The following is a 20264-nucleotide window of genomic DNA, read 5'->3' as shown; positions in this document are numbered from 1 at the left end:
AGTAGATCGTCAGCCGAACGGCAGATCGATCGAGCGACGGACTTGGAGCTCTGCGGCTCACCCCCCTAATATTAACCTTTTGCAATTTGGGTGTTAAGAAAAAAACTGACCTGGCGCAGGTTAAGTGCGGAAATAGTTGGATCGTGGGAGTGCGAGGCCGATATTTCGACCTTATAGATAGGCCGCGTCGGGCCGGCCAGCACCACGCCGCCCCGTCAGCGACCAATTTCGCGCTGAGCAAGCCCGCGTCGAACGGGTTGCCGTTGATCACAACCGGGTCGATCAAGACTGAGTCGATCAAAACTGGGTTGATCAAAGTCGGCTCGATCAAAACCGCCAGATCAAGGGGACCAGCAGCACGGTCACCGCGCCGACCAGCGCGGTCAAGGGCACGCCGACGCGTACGAAGTCCGAGAATTTGTAGCCGCCGACACTAAACACCATGAGATTGGTCTGATATCCGATCGGCGTGGCGAAGCTGGCGGACGCGGCGATCATCACCACCACCATGAAGCCCGCCGGATCAACGCCCATCTGGGCCGCGGTGTCGAGCGCGATCGGAAAGGCTAGGACCGCCGCGACATTATTGGTCGCGATCGCCGTCAGCACCGCAGTGGCGAGAAACAGCAGCGCCAAGGACAACCAGGGGCTGCCTTGCGCCAGGCCAATCAACGAGCTGGCCAGCACCGTCGCGCCGCCGGTTTTCTCGAGCGCCGCCCCGATACCGAACGATGTCGCGATCACCGTCAATACTTGGAGATCTGGCGCGCGACGCGCCACCCGCCCCGGTGTGCAACGGCTGACAATCATGGCGCCGGCCGCCAGCAAGGCAGCCTCAAGCATCGTCAGCACGCCAAAACCGGCCGCCGCCACCATGGCCACCACAATGGCGATGGCCACGGGCGCGCGCTCGTGGCTGAGCGGATGTTGGTCGCCAAGCTGACTGACAACCAGAAAATCGCGCGAATCGCGCTGTTGAAACACAAAATCCGGGCGCGATTCCAGTAGCAGCGTATCGCCCGGCTGCAGTGCAATATCGCCGATCTTTCCCCGCACCCTTTCGCCATTGCGCGACAAGGCGATGATGACGGCATTGTAGCGGGCACGAAAGCGTCCCTCGCGCACCGTCCGTCCGATCAGTGGGCATTTGTTCGACAACACCACCTCGACGAAACAACGGTCGCGCCGGGCGCCGTCGAGCTTAAACACCTGATCTGTCGCTGGCACCAAACCACGGATACGCTGCAAATCCATCACTGAATCGATCACCCCGGCGAACACCAGCCGATCGCTCGCGTACAGGGGTTCCTGGGACGAGACGGCCGGGATAATGCGCTCCTGACGCTCAATCTCCACCAGAAACAGCCCAGGCAGCTGCCGCAATCCGGCCTGCTCGATACTCTTGCCAACCAGTGCACTGTTCGGCTCAACCAGCATCTCGACCGTATAGCGCCGGACATCCGCGAACACCGCCGCCGCGGACGCCCGTGTCGGCAGCAGCCAGCGCCCGGTAAGCACCAGAAAAGACAACACCGTCACCACCAGCGGCAGTCCAATCCATACCAGGTCGAACAGGCCAAAGCCGGGGCCGCCGGTACGCTCCACATAAAGCCCATTGACGACCAGATTGGTGCTAGTGCCAATGAGCGTGCAGGCACCTCCGGCGATGCTGGCGTAACTGAGCGGAATCAGCAGTTTGGATAATTGCAGACGGTTGCGTTTGGCCCAGTCGGTCACCGCTGGGATAAAAATGGCCACCACCGGGGTATTATTCAGAAAGGCGCTCAGGCCCGCCACCGGCAGCATCAGCCGCAGCTGCGCGCCCATGTCGCTGCGCGGCCGGCCCAGCAGCGACTGGCTGATCCACCCCACTGCACCGGTTTCGGTCAGTCCGGTCACCACCACATAGAGTACCGCCACCGTCAGCATGCCAGCATTGGAAAAACCAGCCAGCGCCTCCGTCGGGGTCAGAATTCCCATCACCAATAGCAGTGTCAGAACGCCGGATGTGACGATATCCGGGGCGATGCGGGTTCCCGCCAGCAGCCCGAAGCAGACCAGAACCAGCCCCAAGGTGAAGATTCCCTGCCAGCCCAGCCCGAGGAACTCGGCCATAAGTGCTGCCTTTCGTGGAAGATAAAGGATGGATGATGGACGATTGTGGATATTCGCGTATTCTGCAGTCTTTGAAAACCCAAAAACATGGGATGTCCGCCTGTCCAGAAGCGGGCGACACGCGCTGGAGCGGATAAGGCCCCACTATCGCTTTCCTTAGCAGACACCGCTGAGTCGCGGTTTTTTCACCCGAATGATCGATCGCACCGTCCTTCGCTGGGGTCTCGCCGCGGCCATTGTCCTGCCGCTCGGCTTTCTCGCCGTGCTCGGCATTGGCAGTCGCCTGACACCCCCGCCGGAGCTGAACACCCCCGTCTCGCGGCTGGTGCTTGATCGCGACGGCCAGTTGCTGCGCGCCGCTCCTGTTGCCGATGGACGCTGGCGACTGCCGCTGCGCCTGAGCGAGCTCGACCCTCTGCTGATCGACATGCTGCTGCTGTGGGAAGACCGGCGCTTCTATCTCCACCATGGTATCGATTGGGCAGCGATGACGCGCGCGCTGACGCAGATGCTGAGCCAAGGCCGCATCGTCTCCGGTGGCTCCACCCTCAGCATGCAGTTGGTGCGACTGCTTGAGCGCACACCGACGCGATCTCTCGCCGGCAAATGGCGCCAGGTCCTGGGCGCCCTGGCACTGGAGCGCCAGGCGAGCAAAGAAGAAATTCTGCAGGCGTATCTGCAGCATGCCGGCTATGGCGGCAATCTGGAAGGCGTGCGCTCCGCCAGTCTGGCCTGGTTTGGCAAGGAGCCGCGACGTCTTAACGCGGCCGAGGCGGCCCTATTGGTTGCCCTGCCACAGTCACCTGAGCGGCGCCGTCCTGATCGCTTCCCGACTGCGACCAAGGAGGCGCGCAATCGTGTCCTAGCCCGCGCTGCCGAGCGCGGAGTCATCGACAGTGCGATTGCCAAGCAGGCCATGGCGACCCCTATCCCGCGCCAGCGCCGCCCGCTGCCGCGCCTGGCCGCCCACCGCAGCGAGCACTGGCTACAGCGCCTGCCCGACGCCCAGGTGCTGCAGCTGACCCTGTCGGCACCCCTGCAGCGCGCACTCGAAACCCTCGCCCGAGAGCGCGCAGACACCATGGACAGGCGGGTCTCGCTCGCCATACTGGTCCTCGATCACCGCAGCGGCGAGGTGCTGGCATCGGTCGGCTCGGCCGCCTATACCGATGTCGCGCGCGACGGCTTTATCGACATGACAGACGCCGTGCGTTCTCCTGGATCAACGCTGAAACCGTTGATTTATGGCCTGGGATTTGAGCTTGGCATCGCCCACCCGGAAAGCCTGATCGAGGACCGCCCGACCGGCTTTGATTATTACGCGCCGGCCAATTTCTCCGGCGATTTTGCCGGCACCGTCACGGTGCGCGAGGCGCTGCAGCGCTCGCTCAACGTCCCCGCCGTCACCATGCTCCAGCAAGTCGGCCCGGCACCTATGCTCGCCCGGCTCAGGCGCGCCGGCGCCGCGCCCCAACTCCCAGGCAACCGCCCTGCCGGACTCGCCATCGCGCTTGGCGGCATTGGCCTGCGCCTGCGCGATCTGGTTGCGCTCTATGCCGCCATCGCCCGCGGCGGACAGCCGGTGTCGCCGCGCGAGTTGCTGGCGCCCGGCGAGGCCTCACCCGACTCGCCGAGCAGCCCCAAACCGCCAGTTCTCGATGCACGCGCCGCCTGGTATCTGACCTCCATTCTCTCCGGTGCCGATGCCATGCACACAGGCGCCGACTCCATTGCGATCAAGACCGGCACCTCATTCGGCTATCGCGATGCCTGGGCCATTGGTTTCGACGGGCGCCATGTTGTCGGCGTCTGGGTCGGACGCCCCGACGGGGTGCCAGTCAGCGGACTGACAGGCGCGGGAACTGGCGTGCCCATTCTAGTCGATACCTTTGCCCGCATTGGCCCACCGGTTCCGCTGCCCGCCGCGCCTGAGGGTGTTCTCACCTCCGGCAGCGACCGCCTACCCCCGCCCTTGAAGCGCGTCGGTAGCCGCGGCAGCGGCCAGTCCGCTGCGCACCCGGTACAAATTGCCTATCCCCCGGATGGAGCCCGCATTGATCTCCACTCCGGCGATGGCCCCAGCGCAACACCCGCGTTGGTTCTCAAGGCCCGCGGCGGTCAACCACCCTTTCGCTGGGTCGTCAACGACCAGCCCATCGCCGCCGAGGCCTTCGCCCGCTCCAGCCGCTGGCAACCCGACGGGCGCGGCTACGCCCGCATTCTGCTCATCGATGCCGCCGGTGCCAAAGCAACAGCCCAAGTCTACGTCGACTAAGGCTCGGTGCATTTCGTGCCCAGCCAGGCGCCCCGGTTGAGAAAATTCTCGAACGCCTCAGGTCCACCTGCATGCGCAGGGCTGGACAAAGCTCCCGCCAATTCGGCAAGATGACACCAACGCAAACCCACTGTCGCGGAGAGAGGAATGGCTTCACGTGGCGTCAACAAAGTAATTCTTATTGGCAATCTTGGTAACGATCCTGACACCCGCTACATGCCAAGCGGCGATCCGGTCACCAATTTTTCTCTCGCCACCAGCGAGAGCTGGAAAGACAAGAACACCGGCGAGCGCCAGGAAAGAACCGAATGGCATCGCATCGCAATTTTCGGCCGCACCGCTGAGGTCGCCAAGCAATACTTGCGCAAAGGCTCCAAGGTCTACATCGAGGGAAAACTGCGCACCCGCAAATGGCAGGGCCAGGACGGGCAGGATCGCTATACAACAGAGGTTATCGTCGACCTTGGCGGAAGCATGCAGATGCTCGACACCCGCAGCGGCGGCGAAGGCGGCGGGTCTTACGGCGACAGCTGGAGCAACAGTAGCCAAGCCGCCGGCGGGGGAGCAGGTATGGCCGCGGCTGGAGCAGGTATGGCCGCAGCTGGCGGCCCGACTTATCAGTCGAACAACCCATACCCAAACCAAGCAGCCAATCCCCAGCCCGCACCGCAAAACTCAAGTCCGGAAAATGCTGCTCCGTCCAACAGCAACCCTCCTAGCGCCCCACCAATCAACGAACCATTCGACGACGACATCCCCTTCTGACTCGGACCAAACCGGCTTTGAAAACAAAATCCCGCCAAGTCACGGTCTCAACCCTGGACATCATCGGGATTTTATTTCTAAGCGATACTGACAAGGATACAGGCAGGTAGCTCTAACACGCTCCTGCGGTTGTCGGATCAATCAGAAATCATCCCCACCATCGAAGCCGCCATCGAAGAACCCATCGAAAAGACCGCCGCCATCGGTTTCGGGCGGTTCGGCCTCCGCCGGGGCTTCGGCAAAATCAGCTGGTGCCCTGTCACTGGCAACTGGATCTGCGGCGAGTGGATCGGGAGCGGGCTCGGGGGTTGCAGCTTCGGCATGATCGCTGGCGAACAGCCCGCCGAGGGCATTGCCGAGCAGCACGCCGGCGCCGACGCCCATAGCCGTCTGCATCGCACCGGCGAGAAAGCCGCCGCCGGGGGCGTTGGCAAAAGCGGCGCCGGGTCGAGCCGAGGCTGTTCCTGGATTGCTCCAGCCGGAGGATTTGGGCGGGCTCGACGGCTTGGGCGGCGGCGGTGGTGCGGAGGCCGCGGGTGCGCTGCCGCCAAAGAGTCCACCGAGAAAGCCACCCGCTTGGGCGGCTGAGGGCTGCGCGGCCAGGTCTTTTTCCAGTTGCTCGACGCGCTGTTGGAGTTGGCGTAGGCCTTCTTCCTGCACCAGTACGACTTGCGCGAGCAGGTAGGGCGCGGCAGGCTGCTCGGCCATCTGTTGGTTGACCAGAGCTTCGGCCTGCGGATCGCGCGGGCCACTTTGGGTTTCGGCCTGGCGCAGACGGGCGAACAGTCCCTCAATCATCTCGCGTTCTTGGTCGTTCATTGCGTGATTGCCTCGTGTTATGACCGATGATTTCGACCGACAAAATCCGCAGGGAGCGCACCTTGCAGCCGGCTGTGCAATCATATTGCAGCTCAAGATTATGCCAAAAGGCGGCCAACGGCTCGGGCATTTTGCACCCCCGCCGGCCCAGCGCCTGCAAACAATCGCGGCGGGCCATATTCTTCCGTTGACTTATACTTGCCTTGGGCGAAGATTCTTTTCTCAAGCACATTAAACACTTTTACTAGCTCCCGTGACCGAAAAACACGTTATTGATCTTTCACACGCGCTGATGATTGCCGAACGTCGGCGCCAGGAGACCCAGCGTCTCTCCGGCGTCGGATTCTGGGAGCTTGACCACCAGGCAGGGTTGCTTTATTGGTCGGAAGAAATCTACGCCATCTATGAACTGAGCGGAAACGCCTCAGAGCCCAACTATGATCTCTTCTTGCGCCTCATTCATGATGAGGATCGCGAGCTTGTCGATACAACCTACCGATCATCTGTCGAGTCCGGAGAGGAATATAACATTCGCTACCGGATTAAAGCGGGGAGCTCAGTCAAATGGATAGAAGCCAGAGGGGTCACGCATTACGATGACCAGGGCGTGCCTGATCGGTCCATCGGCACCGCGCAGGACATCACGGAAATCATCACGGCACAGCAGCAAGTCGAGCACCTGGCCTATCATGACGCGCTAACGGATTTACCCAATCGCAAGCTGTTTTCAGACCGCATGAATACCGCGGTCCGATTGGCCGAGCAAGACGCGACTAACCTTGCTGTGTTGTTCATTGATCTGGACAACTTCAAGCTCATCAATGACCGCTATGGACACGATGTCGGTGACGAGGTGCTTGTCGGCGTCGCCCATCAACTGCGCTCCTGCAGCCGAACCGGTGACACCTTCGCGCGAATTGGTGGTGACGAATTTGCGGGTGTTCTCATCGGCGTCGGCGACGCCGAGGTTGACGTGGCAATCGAAAAGGTTAAACAAACCATCGACGGAACCTACCAGACGCGAACGCGCAGCTTTGATGTCACCGCAAGCATTGGCGTCACAATGTATCCACGCGATAGCGCGGAACCCGACATCCTGCTACGCCATGCCGATCAGGCGATGTATGAAGCAAAAGAACGCGGGAAGTCGCGCGTTCGGTACTTCGACACCGATCGCTACCGCTCAAACTGGTCGCGGCATCAGTTGCAACGCGATATCGAGATCGCGCTCACGGACGACCAGTTCGCGTTGTATTTTCAGCCCAGAGTCAGCTTGATCGATGGCACGCTTGCGGGGGCTGAGGCCTTGCTGCGCTGGTTCACGCCGACGGGCCCGGTATCTCCCTTGGATGTAATCGCAGCGATCAGCGGAACCCCACTGGAATGGCAACTGGATAGGTGGGTCACTGAAACGCTACTGAAGCATCACGAGACCTTCCGCGCGCATGGGATCGATGGGCCGTTCAGCCTAAACATCAACCCGAGCACCATTGAAGATCGTGATTTTCCAGAGCTCCTTGAGTCGCTATTAAAAAGTTCCGGTGTTCGAGGTCAGGACTTGGAAATCGAAATTCTGGAAATTTCATCGATTACGAATTTCGAGCGGACGAATGAGATTCTCTGCCGATGCAAGGCTTTCGGCATCAGCTTCTCCCTTGATGACTTTGGCACCGGTTATTCCTCATTGACGCATTTTCACTTTCTACCTATCGGGAAATTGAAAATCGATCAGAGCTTTATCAAGCACCTCAACTCGGACGCCGACAGCCTGGCACTGGTCAGAAGCATCTTGGCGCTCGCGCATGCCAATAACCGTCAAGTGGTCGCAGAAGGCGTGGAAACCGATGCCATCGCACAAACCCTCGCCGGACTCGGCTGCGAGTATGGGCAAGGCTATGGACTCGCGCGGCCAATGCCTGTCAGCGACTATATTTCCTGGACACAAGCCTGGGATGCGGATGCCTTCATGGGGAGAGTAAAAACACCCCATTGAGCAGTATGACCATCAACTAAGGGTAAAAATGCATCGGACATTGCGCTGGTTATTGCTGTAGGCTGGCTTGTCACCAGCGCCCGTCAACAGACCTTATCACCAGACCTTATCACCAGACCTTATCACCAGACCTTATCACCAGATCAGGAGCCATTCGATGACCACCATCGCGAACGATCAACAACTGCGTGCCCTGCTTGAATCTCTGTCTGGCGACGATCAACGCCGCCTCGGACTTGGGTTTGTCGAGAGCGTGATTCATCTGTGCCAGGATGATCGGGTGAAGCGCGCGATCGCCACCGGCTTGCGCGATGACGCCAGCCCGGATGCGCTGGAGGACGCTTATCGCGCCGCCAAGGCCTGGGCCACCAAGACCTATACCGACTGCGGCAAGGAGACCGATTGGCTCGCGCAGGCGGATCATTTTGTCGCCGCAGCCACGGCCGCGGCGCTCACACCGGATGAGCTGATAACGGAAAAGGTCAACCGCGCATGGAAGGCCGCGATGCAGGCGCGCATGGCCAATAATTGCGAGCTCGTCGAGGCCGAAGACTCAAGTGCGGAAGGAGAGATCGAGCGTCAGTACCAGATCGCCTCGAAATTTGCGGCGGGGCGCTAATCGCCCTACACCGGCCTGAACCGGCCTGCACTGGCCGGCGAAGGTCGGCGCAGGCCGGCGCAGGCCAGGCGGAAGATCTGGCCGGCGTCCTGATGTTCAGGCTTGGCAAATCTTCGCCTATCGCAAGGTGCCGCAAATTCCAGGCTGACGGCCGCCGCTAATTGACATTCGTCAAAGATTCGCTCGATTTTCCTCCAATATGGCTGCGCTGCGCTCTGAAAGGGCTACCATTGGCGTTATATGGATGTTGTAAATTTTCTTTCCGATACTGAAGCCGACAGCGCCTCCGATCAGGCAACTGATCGCATAGCTGACTCGACACCTGGTCAGTCGCCGATCCCTTTGGCACCGGGTCCATCCTCCGGACCAACAGCGTCCGCCCAGCCATCCGCGCCGGCTTGCGCAGTTCAGCCGGAGCGCTTCGGCTCAGCACCTGCCGTACTGCATGAAATCCGCCATGCGCTCGCGCGCTTGATCGAGACCGGCGAGCCGACCTGCATCGACCTCGCCGCGCTGCCCTTCGGCCCCAGCGACCAGGAGCAGCTGCTCGATGCGCTAGGTTCCGGCGAGGTCCGCGCGAGCATCGACGCGCTCGGCGAGACGCGGATTCAGGAGACCCGCTATAGCGGCGTCTGGCTGGTCGATTACTACAACACCGAGGGCGAGCGCATCGGCCTGCAGATCGAGATCGCGACGGTGCCGCGTCTGTTGCAAGCCCCGCCCGAGGGGCTGCCGGCTTCCCTTGATGCGCTGGCGGCAAGGCTCGCGACCATGCCTTCGGCCAATCCGGCATCCCCGGCAGTGTCCCATCCCGAGGGCAACCCATTTTCCAACCCGTCCGTAGCAGGGAGTAAACATCATGGCTGACCGCCCAACCCCTAACCTGCAAAAAACGCTTGATTCTCCGGGGGGGCACCACAGCATGACCCTTGGCGAGACGCTCGAACGTAACGGCATCTCCCGTCGTGGCTTTTTGAAATTCTGCGTGACGACCGCCTCATTGATGGCCTTGCCGCCGACGGCCGCGACAGCGATTGCCGAGGCCTTAGCGAGCGCGCGCCGCCCGTCGGTCATCTGGCTGTCATTTCAGGAGTGCACTGGCTGCACCGAGTCGCTGACCCGCAGCTTCGCGCCCACACTCGAGAATCTGATCCTGGAGACCATTTCGCTCGACTATCACCACACCCTGCAGGCCGCCGCTGGCGAGGCCGCCGAACTGGCCCGCGAGCAAGCCATGCACGCCAACCAGGGGGAATATCTGGTGGTGATTGACGGCTCCCTGCCGGGTCCGGGATCCAATCCTGGCTACTCGACCATCGCCGGTATCAGCAATCTTCAGATGCTGGAGGAAACCGTCGCCGGTGCTGCCGCTGTGGTCGCAGTCGGCACCTGCGCGGCTTTTGGCGGATTGCCGGTGGCCGACCCCAACCCGACCGGCGCGGTGCCGGTGTCCAAGGTGGTGCGCGACAAGCCGGTGATCAATGTCTCCGGCTGCCCGCCGCTGCCGATGGTCATCACCGGGGTGCTGGCGCACTATCTCACCTTCGGCAAGCTGCCGGAGTTGGACGAATACGGTCGGCCGCTGGCCTTTTTCGGTCAGTCGATTCACGACCGCTGTTATCGCCGTCCCTTCTACGACAAAGGGCGCTTTGCCGAAACCTTCGATGACGAGGGCGCGAAGAAGGGCTGGTGCCTGTACCGTCTCGGTTGCAAGGGGCCCATGGCCTACAACGCCTGCGCCACCATGAAGTGGAACGGCGGCACCAGCTGGCCGATCGAGTCCGGGCATCCGTGCCTGGGCTGCTCGGAGCCGGATTTCTGGGATGCCGGCGGTTTCTACAAGGCGCTGTCGGTGCCAACCGGCAACATTGGCGGCACCGCCGCAGTGGCAGGTCTGGCCGGCGTGGCGGCTGGTGCCGTCGGCGGCTACCTCAGCGGACGGGCGAAAAAGGACGCGCGCACCGCGCATCGCAAGGTGACCGCTGACGAACTGGAGCAGAAACTATGATGACACCAATGGACTTCCTGCTACTGGTGCGCGGCCCGCTGTTCGTGGTCGCGGTGGCCATCTTCATGCTCGGCTTTGGCATTCGCCTGGTCGAAATCCTGATGCTGGGACGGGCGCGAAATTTCGCCGAGCCGCGCGGCTCGGCCATGCTGGGCGGTTTCAGAACTGTCTATCGCCGCTTCTCCCCCGACCCCGGCACCTTCGAGCGCGCGCCCTTCGATGTCGTTATCGGCATCCTCTGGCATGTCGGTTTCATCGTGGCGCTGTTTTTGTTCATCCCGCATGTGGAGCTGATCCGCAAAACCTTCGGCATCGCCTGGCCAGCACTCCCCAACCCCATGATCGACGCCATTGCCGTGATCACCCTGCTGGCGCTGTTTGCCGCCCTGGTGCAGCGGCTGCGCGATCCCGTGAAGCGCTTCCTGTCCACGCCGCAGGACTATCTGGTCTGGGCCCTGACATTTCTGCCGCTGCTGACCGGCTACCTGGCCTATCACCGGATGATCAACCCCTATCCGCTGATCCTCGGGCTGCATATCCTGTCGGTGGAAATCTTTTTGATCGTCGCGCCTTTCACCAAGCTCACCCACATGGTCACGGCCTTTGTGGCGCGCTGGTACAACGGTGCGACCTTCGGGCGCAAGGGGGTGCAATCGTGAGCACAGACAACACAGCCACTGCCAACACCGCAGCCGCCTCAGAAGGCGAATCTGCTCTCGGGCCCTTCTCGCTTGAGCGCGGCTTGCAGGCATTACGCGAGGAGATGGACGCACCCACCGCGGCCTTTTTCTCAAGCTGCGTGCATTGCGGGCTCTGCGCCCAGTCCTGCCCGTTTTTCGTCGAAACCGGCGACCCGAAATACACCCCTATACATAAGCTCGAGCCGCTGCGCCGGCTGTGGGAGCAGGAATTTACCCTGTGGGGCAAGCTCAAGGTGCGCCTTGGCTTCAGCCAGCCGATTGACGATGCGCTGCTCGAGGAATGGGAGCCACTGCTGTACGACTCCTGCTCCATGTGCGGGCGCTGCTCCTTGGTGTGCCCGGTCGGCAATGACATCCAGGCGATGGTCCGCAAGACCCGTGAGGGCATGGTGGCCAGCGGCCATTCGCCCGAGGGGCTGATCGCCGCCTCGGTGCGCGCGGTTAATACCGGCAGCCCGATGGGCTTGCAGTGGAAAACGCTCGACGTGCAAATCGGGCATGTCGAGTCCGCCAGTGGACTCACCGTACCGATCGACCAGGCTGGCGCCGATTATCTGGTGCTGCTCTCATCGATGGAGATCATCAACTTCCCCGAGTACCTCGAGGCCATCGCCAAGATTTTCGCCCATGCCGGGGTGTCCTGGACGCTGAGCAAGGACTGCTTCGAGGCCACCAATGCCGGGGTGCAGATCGGCTCCAAGGACATCGCCGCGGTGCTCGTGCGCCGGGTGGTGGATGCCGCGGTCAAGCTCGGCGTGAAAAACGTCATCAGCCCCGAGTGCGGCCATGCCTACACCGGCATCCGCTGGGAGGGGCCGAATGTGATCGGTCAGCGCTATCCGTTCAAGGTGTTCCATATCATTGAGGTGCTCGACCAACTGCGCGCCGACGGCCGGCTGCGCACCGAGGGCATGGAGACCGACCGCCTGTCGATGCACGATCCCTGCAATCTCGCCCGCAAGAGCGGCGTGATCGATGAACAGCGCCGCCTGATGAATCTGGTCGCCGAGGACTTCGTCGACATGAAAGAGCACGGCAAGTACCAGTGGTGCTGCGGTGCCGGCGGCGGCGTAAGTTCCAACGAGCGTGCCGAGGAGCTGAAAATGGCCGCCTTCCGGCGCAAGAAGGCACAGATCGAAGAGATCCGCCCCGACCGGCTGGTGACCATGTGCGCCACCTGCCGCACTCAGCTCGAAGAGGGCCTGGAGGAATACACCATGGACATCCCGGTGGTCGGGCTGACCGAAATGATCGCCGAGCATCTGGTTGAAGATGCGCCACCCACCGCCGCCGCCCCTGTTAAGGAAGGAGCCCCCTCATGACCGAGCGCATTGTTGTCGATCCCATCACCCGCATTGAGGGGCATCTGCGCATTGAGGCCGAACTGGACGGCGGGCGCATCGCCTCGGCCTATTCCTCCGGCACCATGGTGCGCGGCATTGAGAACATTCTGCGCGGGCGCGATCCGCGCGACGCCTGGGCCTATGTGCAGCGCATCTGCGGTGTCTGCACCCTGGTGCATGGTCTGGCGGCGGTGCGCTCCGTTGAGGATGCGCTCAACTACCCCATCCCGCCCAATGCGCAACTGGTGCGCAACCTGATGATCGGCGCCCAGTACATCCACGACCATGTGATGCACTTCTATCACCTGCACGCGCTCGACTGGGTGGATGTAGTCTCCGCGCTCAGTGCGGACCCCAAGGCCACGGCCGACTTGGCGCAGAGCTTGAGCTCATGGCCCATGTCCTCGCCCGGCTATTTTGCCGAGGTGCAGCAGCGGGTAAAGACCTTTGTCGAATCCGGCCAACTGGGTATCTTTGCCAACGGCTACTGGGGACATCCGGGCTACAAGCTGCCGCCCGAGGCCAATCTGATGGCCGTGGCGCATTACCTGGAGGCCCTGGCCTGGCAGCGCGAGGTCGCCAAGCTGCATACCATCTTCGGCGGCAAGAATCCGCATCCGAACTTCGTCGTCGGCGGCCTGCCCTCACCGATTGATCTCAACTCGGACTCGGCCATCAATTCCAAGAAACTCTCCCAGGTCGCCGAGATCATCACCAACATGCGCACCTTCGTCTCGCAGGTGTATCTGCCCGACACCCTGGCCATTGCCAGCTTCTACAAGGACTGGGGCGAGCGCGGCGAGGGGCTCGGCAACTTCCTCTGTTATGGCGATCTGCCGACCACCGACCTCAACGACCCCAGTGGTTTTCTGTTCCCGCGCGGGGCCATTCTCGGGCGCGATCTCAGCACCATTCATCCGGTCGATCTCGACGCCGAAGGCGAGATTCAAGAATTCGTCGCCCACTCCTGGTACGACTACAAGGCCGGCAACGACCAGGGTCTGCACCCCTATCAGGGCGAGACCAACCTTGAATACGACAAGCGCGGCGGCCCCGAACCCCCCTACAAGCAACTCAATGTCGAGGAAGGCTACTCCTGGCTCAAATCCCCGCGCTGGAAGGGCCATGCCGTCGAGGTCGGACCACTCGCGCGCATGCTGCTGCTCTATGCCGACACCAGCGCCCAGGCACACGCGCAGGCCAAGGAGCTGGTCGACTCCACCCTGAGCCAGCTCGACTTGCCCGTGACCGCGCTCTATTCCACCCTCGGGCGCACCGCCGCGCGCACGCTAGAGTCGCAGATCGTCGCCGATGCCATGCAAGGCTGGTACGACGCCCTGGTCGCCAACATTCGCGCCGGTGACACCAAGACCTTCAACGAGGCACTCTGGGACCCCTCAAGCTGGCCAGCCGAAGCACGCGGTGCCGGCTTCATGGAAGCACCGCGCGGTGCCCTCGGCCATTGGATCGAGATCAAAAACGGGCGCATCAGCAACTACCAGGCCGTGGTCCCCTCCACTTGGAACGCCGGCCCGCGCGATGTTGAAGGCGTCCCCGGCGCCTACGAGGCAGCACTCGCGGACAACACCGAGCTGTACGACCCGGCGCAGCCACTGGAGATCCTGCGCACCATCCACTCCTTCGACCCCTGCATCGCTTGCGCCGTGCATTTGCATGATCCAGACGGCGGCGATTCGATCACGGTTCGCGTGGTCTGAGGTTGAATTCTCTCTCTTCCGGATCTGATCCCGGCCCTGATCCCGGCATCAGGGTTCTCCACGAGCGCGCGACCGGCCAAACACCGCTCGCGCGCTCAATCAGCTGAAATGGCTGCAATGCAGGAAGTCGATCGCTGCCCAATGGCAGTCGTTGATCTCCGCCCGTGCGCAAGCTTCTCGACCGGTTGACTTTGAACAGCTAGCGTCAACGATGGACAACCCAAACGCGCCAAGGCGCAAGTCGATCCTGCTCACCACCTTGGCGTCGGGGATGTTCGTGACCCTGGCCGTCGGCCTGTCGGAACTTCTCAGTCCCGATTGGCGCTGGGCCAATGTCGAAGTCCATGCGATGGTTGAGACGGTGGGTGCGGTGGCCGCCCTGCTCCTCGCTTACCTCCTGCTTCACCCCATCCAAGCCAGCGGCCAAGCCAATCGCCAAGCAAAACAATGGAACACCACCGGCGTCGCGCTCGGCCTGGCCGCGCTTGCCATTGGCGATGGCTTGCATGCGATGGCCCCGCCCGGGCAGGCGTTTGTGTTTCTTAAGAGCTTCGCGAATCTGGCCGGCGCGGTCGGTTTCGCCTTGAGTTGGGTGGCGCTCTGCGGCTCGTCCGTTCGCTGCAAAGTCCGCGCGACGCTGGCGATGATCGGCCTGATGACCGCTCTCGGCACCTGGGCGCTGGCCTTTCCAAGCCAGCTGCCGCTGATGGTGGACAATGGCGACTTCACGCCCTTGGCGATCGGTGTGAATGCGCTCGCGGGGTTGTTTTATCTGGTTGCTGCCGGGCGTTTCGGGCTCGATTTCGCGCACACCGGCGACCGCGACAGGCTCGCTTATCTGGCCACCGCCCTGCTGTTCAGCCTCGGGAGCTTTTTCTTTTCCGAATCCATGCTGTGGGACAGCCACTGGTGGTACTGGCATTTCCTGCGGCTCACCGCCTATCTGATCGTCCTCTGGCTGGTGATCAAGACCTATCTCGAAGCCGAACGGACGCTGATCGAGAACGCCTACAAGTACCGCGTCGTCGCGGACAACACCCATGACTGGGAATACTGGACGGACCGCAGCGGCGCCTTCCTTTATTCCTCACCCTCCTGTGCCGATGTGACCGGGCGCGAATCGGCCGAGTTCTTCCGACGCCCGCTCCTGCTCGAAGAGATCATCCACCCGGATGACCGCTCGGCCTGGGACGCGCATAAAAAGACCCTGTATGAGTCGAATCGCCAGGGCGAGCTGGAATTCCGGATTCTCCTTCCCGGCGGCAGCGAACGCTGGATCGGCCATGTGTGCCGGCCCGTTCTCGATGACGCCGGTCGGCTCGTGGGACGCCGCGGATCGAATCGCGACATTAGCCGCAGCAAGAAGGCGGAAGAGGACATCATCCACGCCAAAGAGGCCGCGGAGCGGGCGAACCGATCAAAGTCGGAGTTCCTCGCCACCATGAGCCACGAAATCCGCACGCCCCTGAACGGGGTTCAAGGCATGCTGCAGCTCATGAAAGGCGCCGAGCCGGGGCCGGAGCTGGACGAGTACGTCGACATCGCCATGGAGTCCTCGCAGAACCTGCTCACCGTGATCAACGACATCCTCGACCTCTCGAAAGTCGAGGCGGGCAAGATCACGATTGATCGCGACGGCTTCGAGCTGGACGCACTGCTAAGATCGATCAAGGCCACCTTCACCCAGCAAGCGGCATCCAAAGGCCTGACCCTGGACTTGGACATTGCCCCCGGCGTCCCTGCCGCCGTGATTGGCGATGCGATTCGGCTGCGTCAGGTGCTGTTCAATCTGGTCGGCAACGCCATCAAATTCACCGAACATGGCGCCGTGCGCCTGGACGTCCGTGTTCTGGAACAAATGGATGCCCGGCACTTGCGCCTGGGATTCGCCATCACTGACACCGGCATTGGCATCCCCGCAGACCGGATCGGCGAGCTGTTCTCGCCCTTCACCCAGGTCGACAGCTCCAGCACCCGCCGCTTCAAAGGTACAGGCCTGGGCTTGGCCATCGTCAAGCGACTGGTAAACCTCATGGATGGGCAAATCGACATCGAAAGCGCCCCAGGCCAGGGCACGACGGTGCAATTCGATATCGCGCTGGGAATCGCCGCCGAGGACCCGGTCACCAGCGAGGCGGACCCTGCGGACCGGCCAGTCGCGGCGGGACCGCCCAAGGCGCTGCGCATCCTCGTGGTGGATGACGAACCAACCAATGCGAAGGTTCTGACCATGGTGCTCGGCAAAATGGGCCATGCAAGCAGTTCCGCGTCCAATGGTCGCCAGGCGCTGGAAGCCCTCGCAAGTCAGCCATTCGACCTGGTGTTCATGGACGTCTCGATGCCGGACATGGATGGGGTCGAGGCGACCCGGCAAATCCGGGAGAACGTCGCCGGCAACCTGGACCCGTCCATTCCCATCATCGCCCTCACCGCTCACGCGATGAAAGGCGATCGCGACCGCTTCCTCGCCGCCGGCATGGATGACTACCTGCCAAAGCCCGTCGAGGTCAAAGCACTGCGAGAAGTTGTACACCGTTCGGTCGCGCGTCAGAATTCAGAAAAACGACTGTCAAACCGCGTCCAAGAATCGCCCGGGTGTGACATTCTCCAGCGGGCAGACCTTCGTTATGATGAATGTTGTTGAGTTGAGTTCGGGGGTATAAAAGCGACAGGCCCGCCTCAGGTCTTAAAAAAGGCCACCAGCTCGCTCAGCCGCGCTGCCATCTCGGCGAGTTGCCCACTGGCCTCGGCCGTCTGGCGTGCGCCATTGGCGGTTTGATGGGTCTCGTCGCTAATTCCGGTGATGTTGCGGTTGATCTCCTCGGCAACCGCAGATTGCTCTTCTGCGGCGCTGGCAGTTTGCATGTTCATCTCGCTGATGCGCGAGGTGGCGGTGCCGATGTTGTGCAGCGCGTTGCCCGCTTCGCCGGCATGCGCCACGGCTTTGGTGGAAGCCTCGTTGCCGCTCTGCATGGTGGCGACGACCCGCCGGGTCGAGTCTTGCAGTTGGTGAATCATCTGCTCGATGTTGGTGGTGGAGTCGCTGGTGCGGGCGGCCAGGGTGCGCACCTCATCGGCCACGACGGCGAAGCCGCGGCCCTGCTCGCCAGCGCGAGCGGCTTCAATTGCGGCATTCAACGCGAGTAGATTGGTCTGCTCGGCGATGGAGCGAATCACCTCCAGCACGGATCCGATCTCAGTGCTGCTCGACTCTACGTCCGCCATCACGGTGGCGGCCTGGCGCACATGACCGGCCAGCTCTTCGATGGCGGAAATACTGCGCTGCACCACCTCGCTACCCTGGCGGTTGGCGTCATCCGCCTCGCGCGCGGCCTCGGCCGCACCGGCGGCGTTGCGGGCGACTTCCTCCACCGTGGCGGCCATTTCATTCACCGCCGTGGCAAGCTCATCGATGCGATTCTGTTGGGTGTCGACGCTGCGGCTGGTTTGCTCGGTGATGGCGGAGGTCTGTTCCGCCGCTGAGGAGAGCTCCTGACTGGTTTGGCGGATGTGCTCAACCATGTCGCGCAAGCGGTGCGCCATGCGCCCCATCGCCGCATAGACGCCGGTGTGCCGATCCGGGTCATCCAGGGTCATGGACAGATCGCCATTGGCGATGCCTTCACTGAGCTCGAGCATCTGCTCCGGCTCGCCGCCGAGCGGGCGGGTGATGCTGCGGGTGATGCTCAGGGCCACTGCCAGAATCGCCAGCAGGGCGGCGCCGAGCACCAGGGCGACCACCTTGATCTGGCGATTGACTGCGGCCATGGCCTCGGTCTCGTCGATTTCCGCCACCAGCGCCCAGCGTGTCCCTTCCACCTCGAGCGGGGCATAGGCTGAGAGGACCGGATTGTCGTTGTAATCGGCGATCACTTGCGTCCCGCTCTTGCCCGCCAGCGCTTCCTTGGTCGCTTGGGTCAGCACGCCGTTTTTGTCGACCGTTCCGGCGAAAGAGGCGGCGACGCTGCGGCCGGTGGGATCGAGGAAAGAGTCCGAGCGCATGCGATGATCGGGGCCGACCAGATAGGACTCGCCGGTCTCGCCCATGCCGTCGCGAATGGCCATGATGCGGTTGATCGGCTCCAGCGGCAGTTGCAGGGCCACCACCAGCTCGGTCTGGCCATCGTATACGATCGGCTGTGCAATAAAGCCTGCGGGCTGGTCGTTGCTAGGCGCATAAGGGGCATAGTCAGCAAAGCCGTATTCCCCGCTTTGCAAGACTTGGCCGAACAACTCGCCGAGGTTGCTGCGGGCATAAACCCCGTCGCTCAGGTTGGTCTCGTAATCCGGCTCTTTGGCCACGGTGTAGAAGACGTAACCATCGGGATTGACCAACAGCAGGTCGTAGTAGCCGTACTGGTCGATGTATTTGCGGTAAAAGTCCTCGCCGGCCAATTGCGGGCTGAAGGCTTCGGCCACGTCAATCTCGGCGAGAATGGCCCAATGCAGTCCGGCCACATTCAGCGGGGCATAGGCGGACAGCACCGGGTGGCCGTCATAGCCCTTTATAACGCGGGTGTCGGCCTGACCGCCGAAAGCCTCGCGCGTCGCTTCTGTATCGACTTCTCCCTGCTCGGGATGACGGAAGGAGGCATCGACGCTGCGACCGTCGGCATCGATAAAGGCATCGGAGCGCATCAGCCCATCTTCCCCGACCAGATAGGTTTCCCCGGTTTTGCCGAGGCCCGCGCGTTCACCCATGATGGCGTTGAGCCGGTCGATGGGGAACTGAAAGATAGCCACTCCAAGGCGCTGATCGCCATTGAAGATGGGCGTGGCGACAAAGCCCGCGGGGGCCTCGTAGGATGGCGTGTAGCGCGCGAAATCGACCAACACCACCTCCCCGGGCGGTGCCGCATCGGCGCGGCGGAAGGCATCGGCAAAGTTGGTCTCGGCGTATGGGCCATCCATCAGCGAGGTGGCGTAGTCCAGCTCCTTGAACACCGAATACACGATCTCGCCACTGCCGCTATTGACCAAAAAGATGTCGTAGTAGCCGAAGGCCTCCAGATAACTGCGAATCCACGGATGAAAGCGCCGATGCAGTGCGCTATAGGCCGAGCCGTCGCTTGCGGCATCAAGGCGGTGTTTCTCGCCCAAGGGGTTGGGGTTATCGCCGATGTAGAGATTTTGCAGGGCCAGAGCGGCACCCGGCAGCGGATCGAGCAGCGCCTGCCAATCTGGCGGCGTTCCGTTCAGCTCCGCATAGCGTTCCGCAAAGGGGCCCTGGTAGTAGTCGGCCAAGGCGGCACGCAGGCGCTCGACCTCGCCGGGAACAGCCGCCACCGCCGGGCCTTGCTCCGCAAAAGCCCCGGTGAAACCTTGCATTGCCTCCACGATCATGCCGTCGGAGGCAAAGGTGCGGGACTGGTTCAGCACATCCGTCAGGTAGCGCTCCACGGCGGCGCGCTTGATCTCGCGCACGGCGGTCAAGCGGTGAAAGGCTTCGCTGCGCAGCGTGCCGATCAGGTCGACCAGCACGCCCATATCGCCCTTGCGCTCCTCAAAATAGCGTTCAATCTGGGCCTGCTTGATCCCCCGGATCGACTCCAAACGACTGAACGCGCCAGCCTCCAGCGCTCCCGCCGCGTTCCAGGTGGTAATGACAGTGACCACCGTCGCCGGCAGAATGCCCACCAGCAGAAAGGAAAGTAACAAACGGTAACGCAAGGGCAAACGGCGAACTGATGCGTGAGTCATTGTTCTGCTAGCTCTGATTGTCTGAGGGAAAGCCGGGAGAATCCGATACACAAGAGGCCAGGAATCCAATAAGCCCCATGAAGAGTGTAGCTGATGCGACCGCTCTGCGATTGACTATCATGAGTCCGCAACGCGCTGCCGGTTCTAAAAGGGTGGCAAACCCCTGTTCTATTTCCGCAAGAGCGACTTCGGCGAGTATCGTTATTAT

13 protein-coding genes are annotated in these 20264 nt (G+C 62.2%); 10 read left to right on the top strand and 3 right to left on the bottom strand.

Translation table 11 applies throughout. From position 1 onward, the window contains the following. Window positions 1–327: 327 nt before the first annotated feature. The gene (locus tag Thiosp_RS09320) at window positions 328–2115 is read right to left on the bottom strand and encodes an SLC13 family permease (RefSeq protein WP_201067838.1); all 1788 of its coding nucleotides are present in this window, start codon (window positions 2113–2115) and stop codon (window positions 328–330) included. Window positions 2116–2308: 193 nt separating this feature from the next. Between Thiosp_RS09320 and pbpC the strand changes: the two genes are divergently transcribed. Both pbpC and ssb read left to right on the top strand, forming a co-directional pair. Continuing rightward, entirely contained in the window at window positions 2309–4390 is a 2082-nt protein-coding gene (gene pbpC / locus Thiosp_RS09315; RefSeq protein WP_201067839.1) for a penicillin-binding protein 1C, read from the top strand. Window positions 4391–4537: 147 nt separating this feature from the next. Then, a complete protein-coding gene (ssb, locus tag Thiosp_RS09310) occupies window positions 4538–5155 on the top strand; it encodes a single-stranded DNA-binding protein (protein ID WP_201067840.1) in 618 nt (205 codons plus the stop codon). Window positions 5156–5296: 141 nt separating this feature from the next. Here the strand turns inward: ssb and Thiosp_RS09305 are convergent, their stop codons facing one another. Next, complete coding sequence (locus Thiosp_RS09305) at window positions 5297–5974, bottom strand: DUF2076 domain-containing protein (RefSeq protein ID WP_201067841.1); 678 nt, start codon at window positions 5972–5974, stop codon at window positions 5297–5299. A gap of 253 nt (window positions 5975–6227) precedes the next feature. Here Thiosp_RS09305 and Thiosp_RS09300 point away from each other — a divergent pair, with 253 nt between their 5' ends. The 8 genes from Thiosp_RS09300 to Thiosp_RS09265 all read left to right on the top strand — a co-directional run bounded on the left by Thiosp_RS09300 (window position 6228) and on the right by Thiosp_RS09265 (window position 17000). Further along, on the top strand, window positions 6228–7967 hold the full coding sequence (locus Thiosp_RS09300; protein WP_201067842.1) for a putative bifunctional diguanylate cyclase/phosphodiesterase: 1740 nt from the start codon (window positions 6228–6230) through the stop codon (window positions 7965–7967). A gap of 157 nt (window positions 7968–8124) precedes the next feature. Beyond that, complete coding sequence (locus tag Thiosp_RS09295) at window positions 8125–8586, top strand: hypothetical protein (RefSeq protein WP_201067843.1); 462 nt, start codon at window positions 8125–8127, stop codon at window positions 8584–8586. 240 nt (window positions 8587–8826) lie between these two features. Then, window positions 8827–9453, top strand: a complete 627-nt coding sequence (locus Thiosp_RS09290; RefSeq protein ID WP_201067844.1) for a hydrogenase expression/formation C-terminal domain-containing protein — start codon at window positions 8827–8829, stop codon at window positions 9451–9453. A gap of 55 nt (window positions 9454–9508) precedes the next feature. After that, window positions 9509–10594, top strand: coding sequence for a hydrogenase small subunit (locus Thiosp_RS09285; protein ID WP_201068070.1), 1086 nt, complete (start codon window positions 9509–9511; stop codon window positions 10592–10594). Further along, window positions 10591–11253 carry a hypothetical protein gene (locus Thiosp_RS09280; RefSeq protein ID WP_201067845.1) on the top strand — a complete coding sequence of 221 codons (663 nt, stop codon included), beginning with the start codon at window positions 10591–10593 and terminating at the stop codon, window positions 11251–11253. The genes Thiosp_RS09285 and Thiosp_RS09280 overlap by 4 nt, the downstream gene beginning before the upstream one ends. 104 nt (window positions 11254–11357) lie before the next feature. Next, window positions 11358–12617 (top strand): (Fe-S)-binding protein, encoded by a 1260-nt coding sequence (locus tag Thiosp_RS09275; RefSeq protein WP_201068071.1) that lies wholly within the window; start codon window positions 11358–11360, stop codon window positions 12615–12617. Beyond that, entirely contained in the window at window positions 12614–14356 is a 1743-nt protein-coding gene (locus tag Thiosp_RS09270; RefSeq protein ID WP_201067846.1) for a nickel-dependent hydrogenase large subunit, read from the top strand. Before Thiosp_RS09275 ends, Thiosp_RS09270 begins: the two co-directional genes overlap by 4 nt. A 211-nt stretch (window positions 14357–14567) precedes the next feature. Then, a complete protein-coding gene (locus Thiosp_RS09265; protein ID WP_201067847.1) occupies window positions 14568–17000 on the top strand; it encodes a PAS domain-containing hybrid sensor histidine kinase/response regulator in 2433 nt (810 codons plus the stop codon). A gap of 35 nt (window positions 17001–17035) precedes the next feature. Here the strand turns inward: Thiosp_RS09265 and Thiosp_RS09260 are convergent, their stop codons facing one another. Further along, complete coding sequence (locus Thiosp_RS09260; protein ID WP_201067848.1) at window positions 17036–20056, bottom strand: methyl-accepting chemotaxis protein; 3021 nt, start codon at window positions 20054–20056, stop codon at window positions 17036–17038. Between the last annotated feature and the right edge of the window lie 208 nt (window positions 20057–20264).

The sequence above is a fragment of the Thiorhodovibrio litoralis genome (assembly GCF_033954455.1).
GTDB lineage: Bacteria > Pseudomonadota > Gammaproteobacteria > Chromatiales > Chromatiaceae > Thiorhodovibrio > Thiorhodovibrio litoralis.
This window is presented reverse-complemented; position numbering and strand designations above follow the sequence as displayed.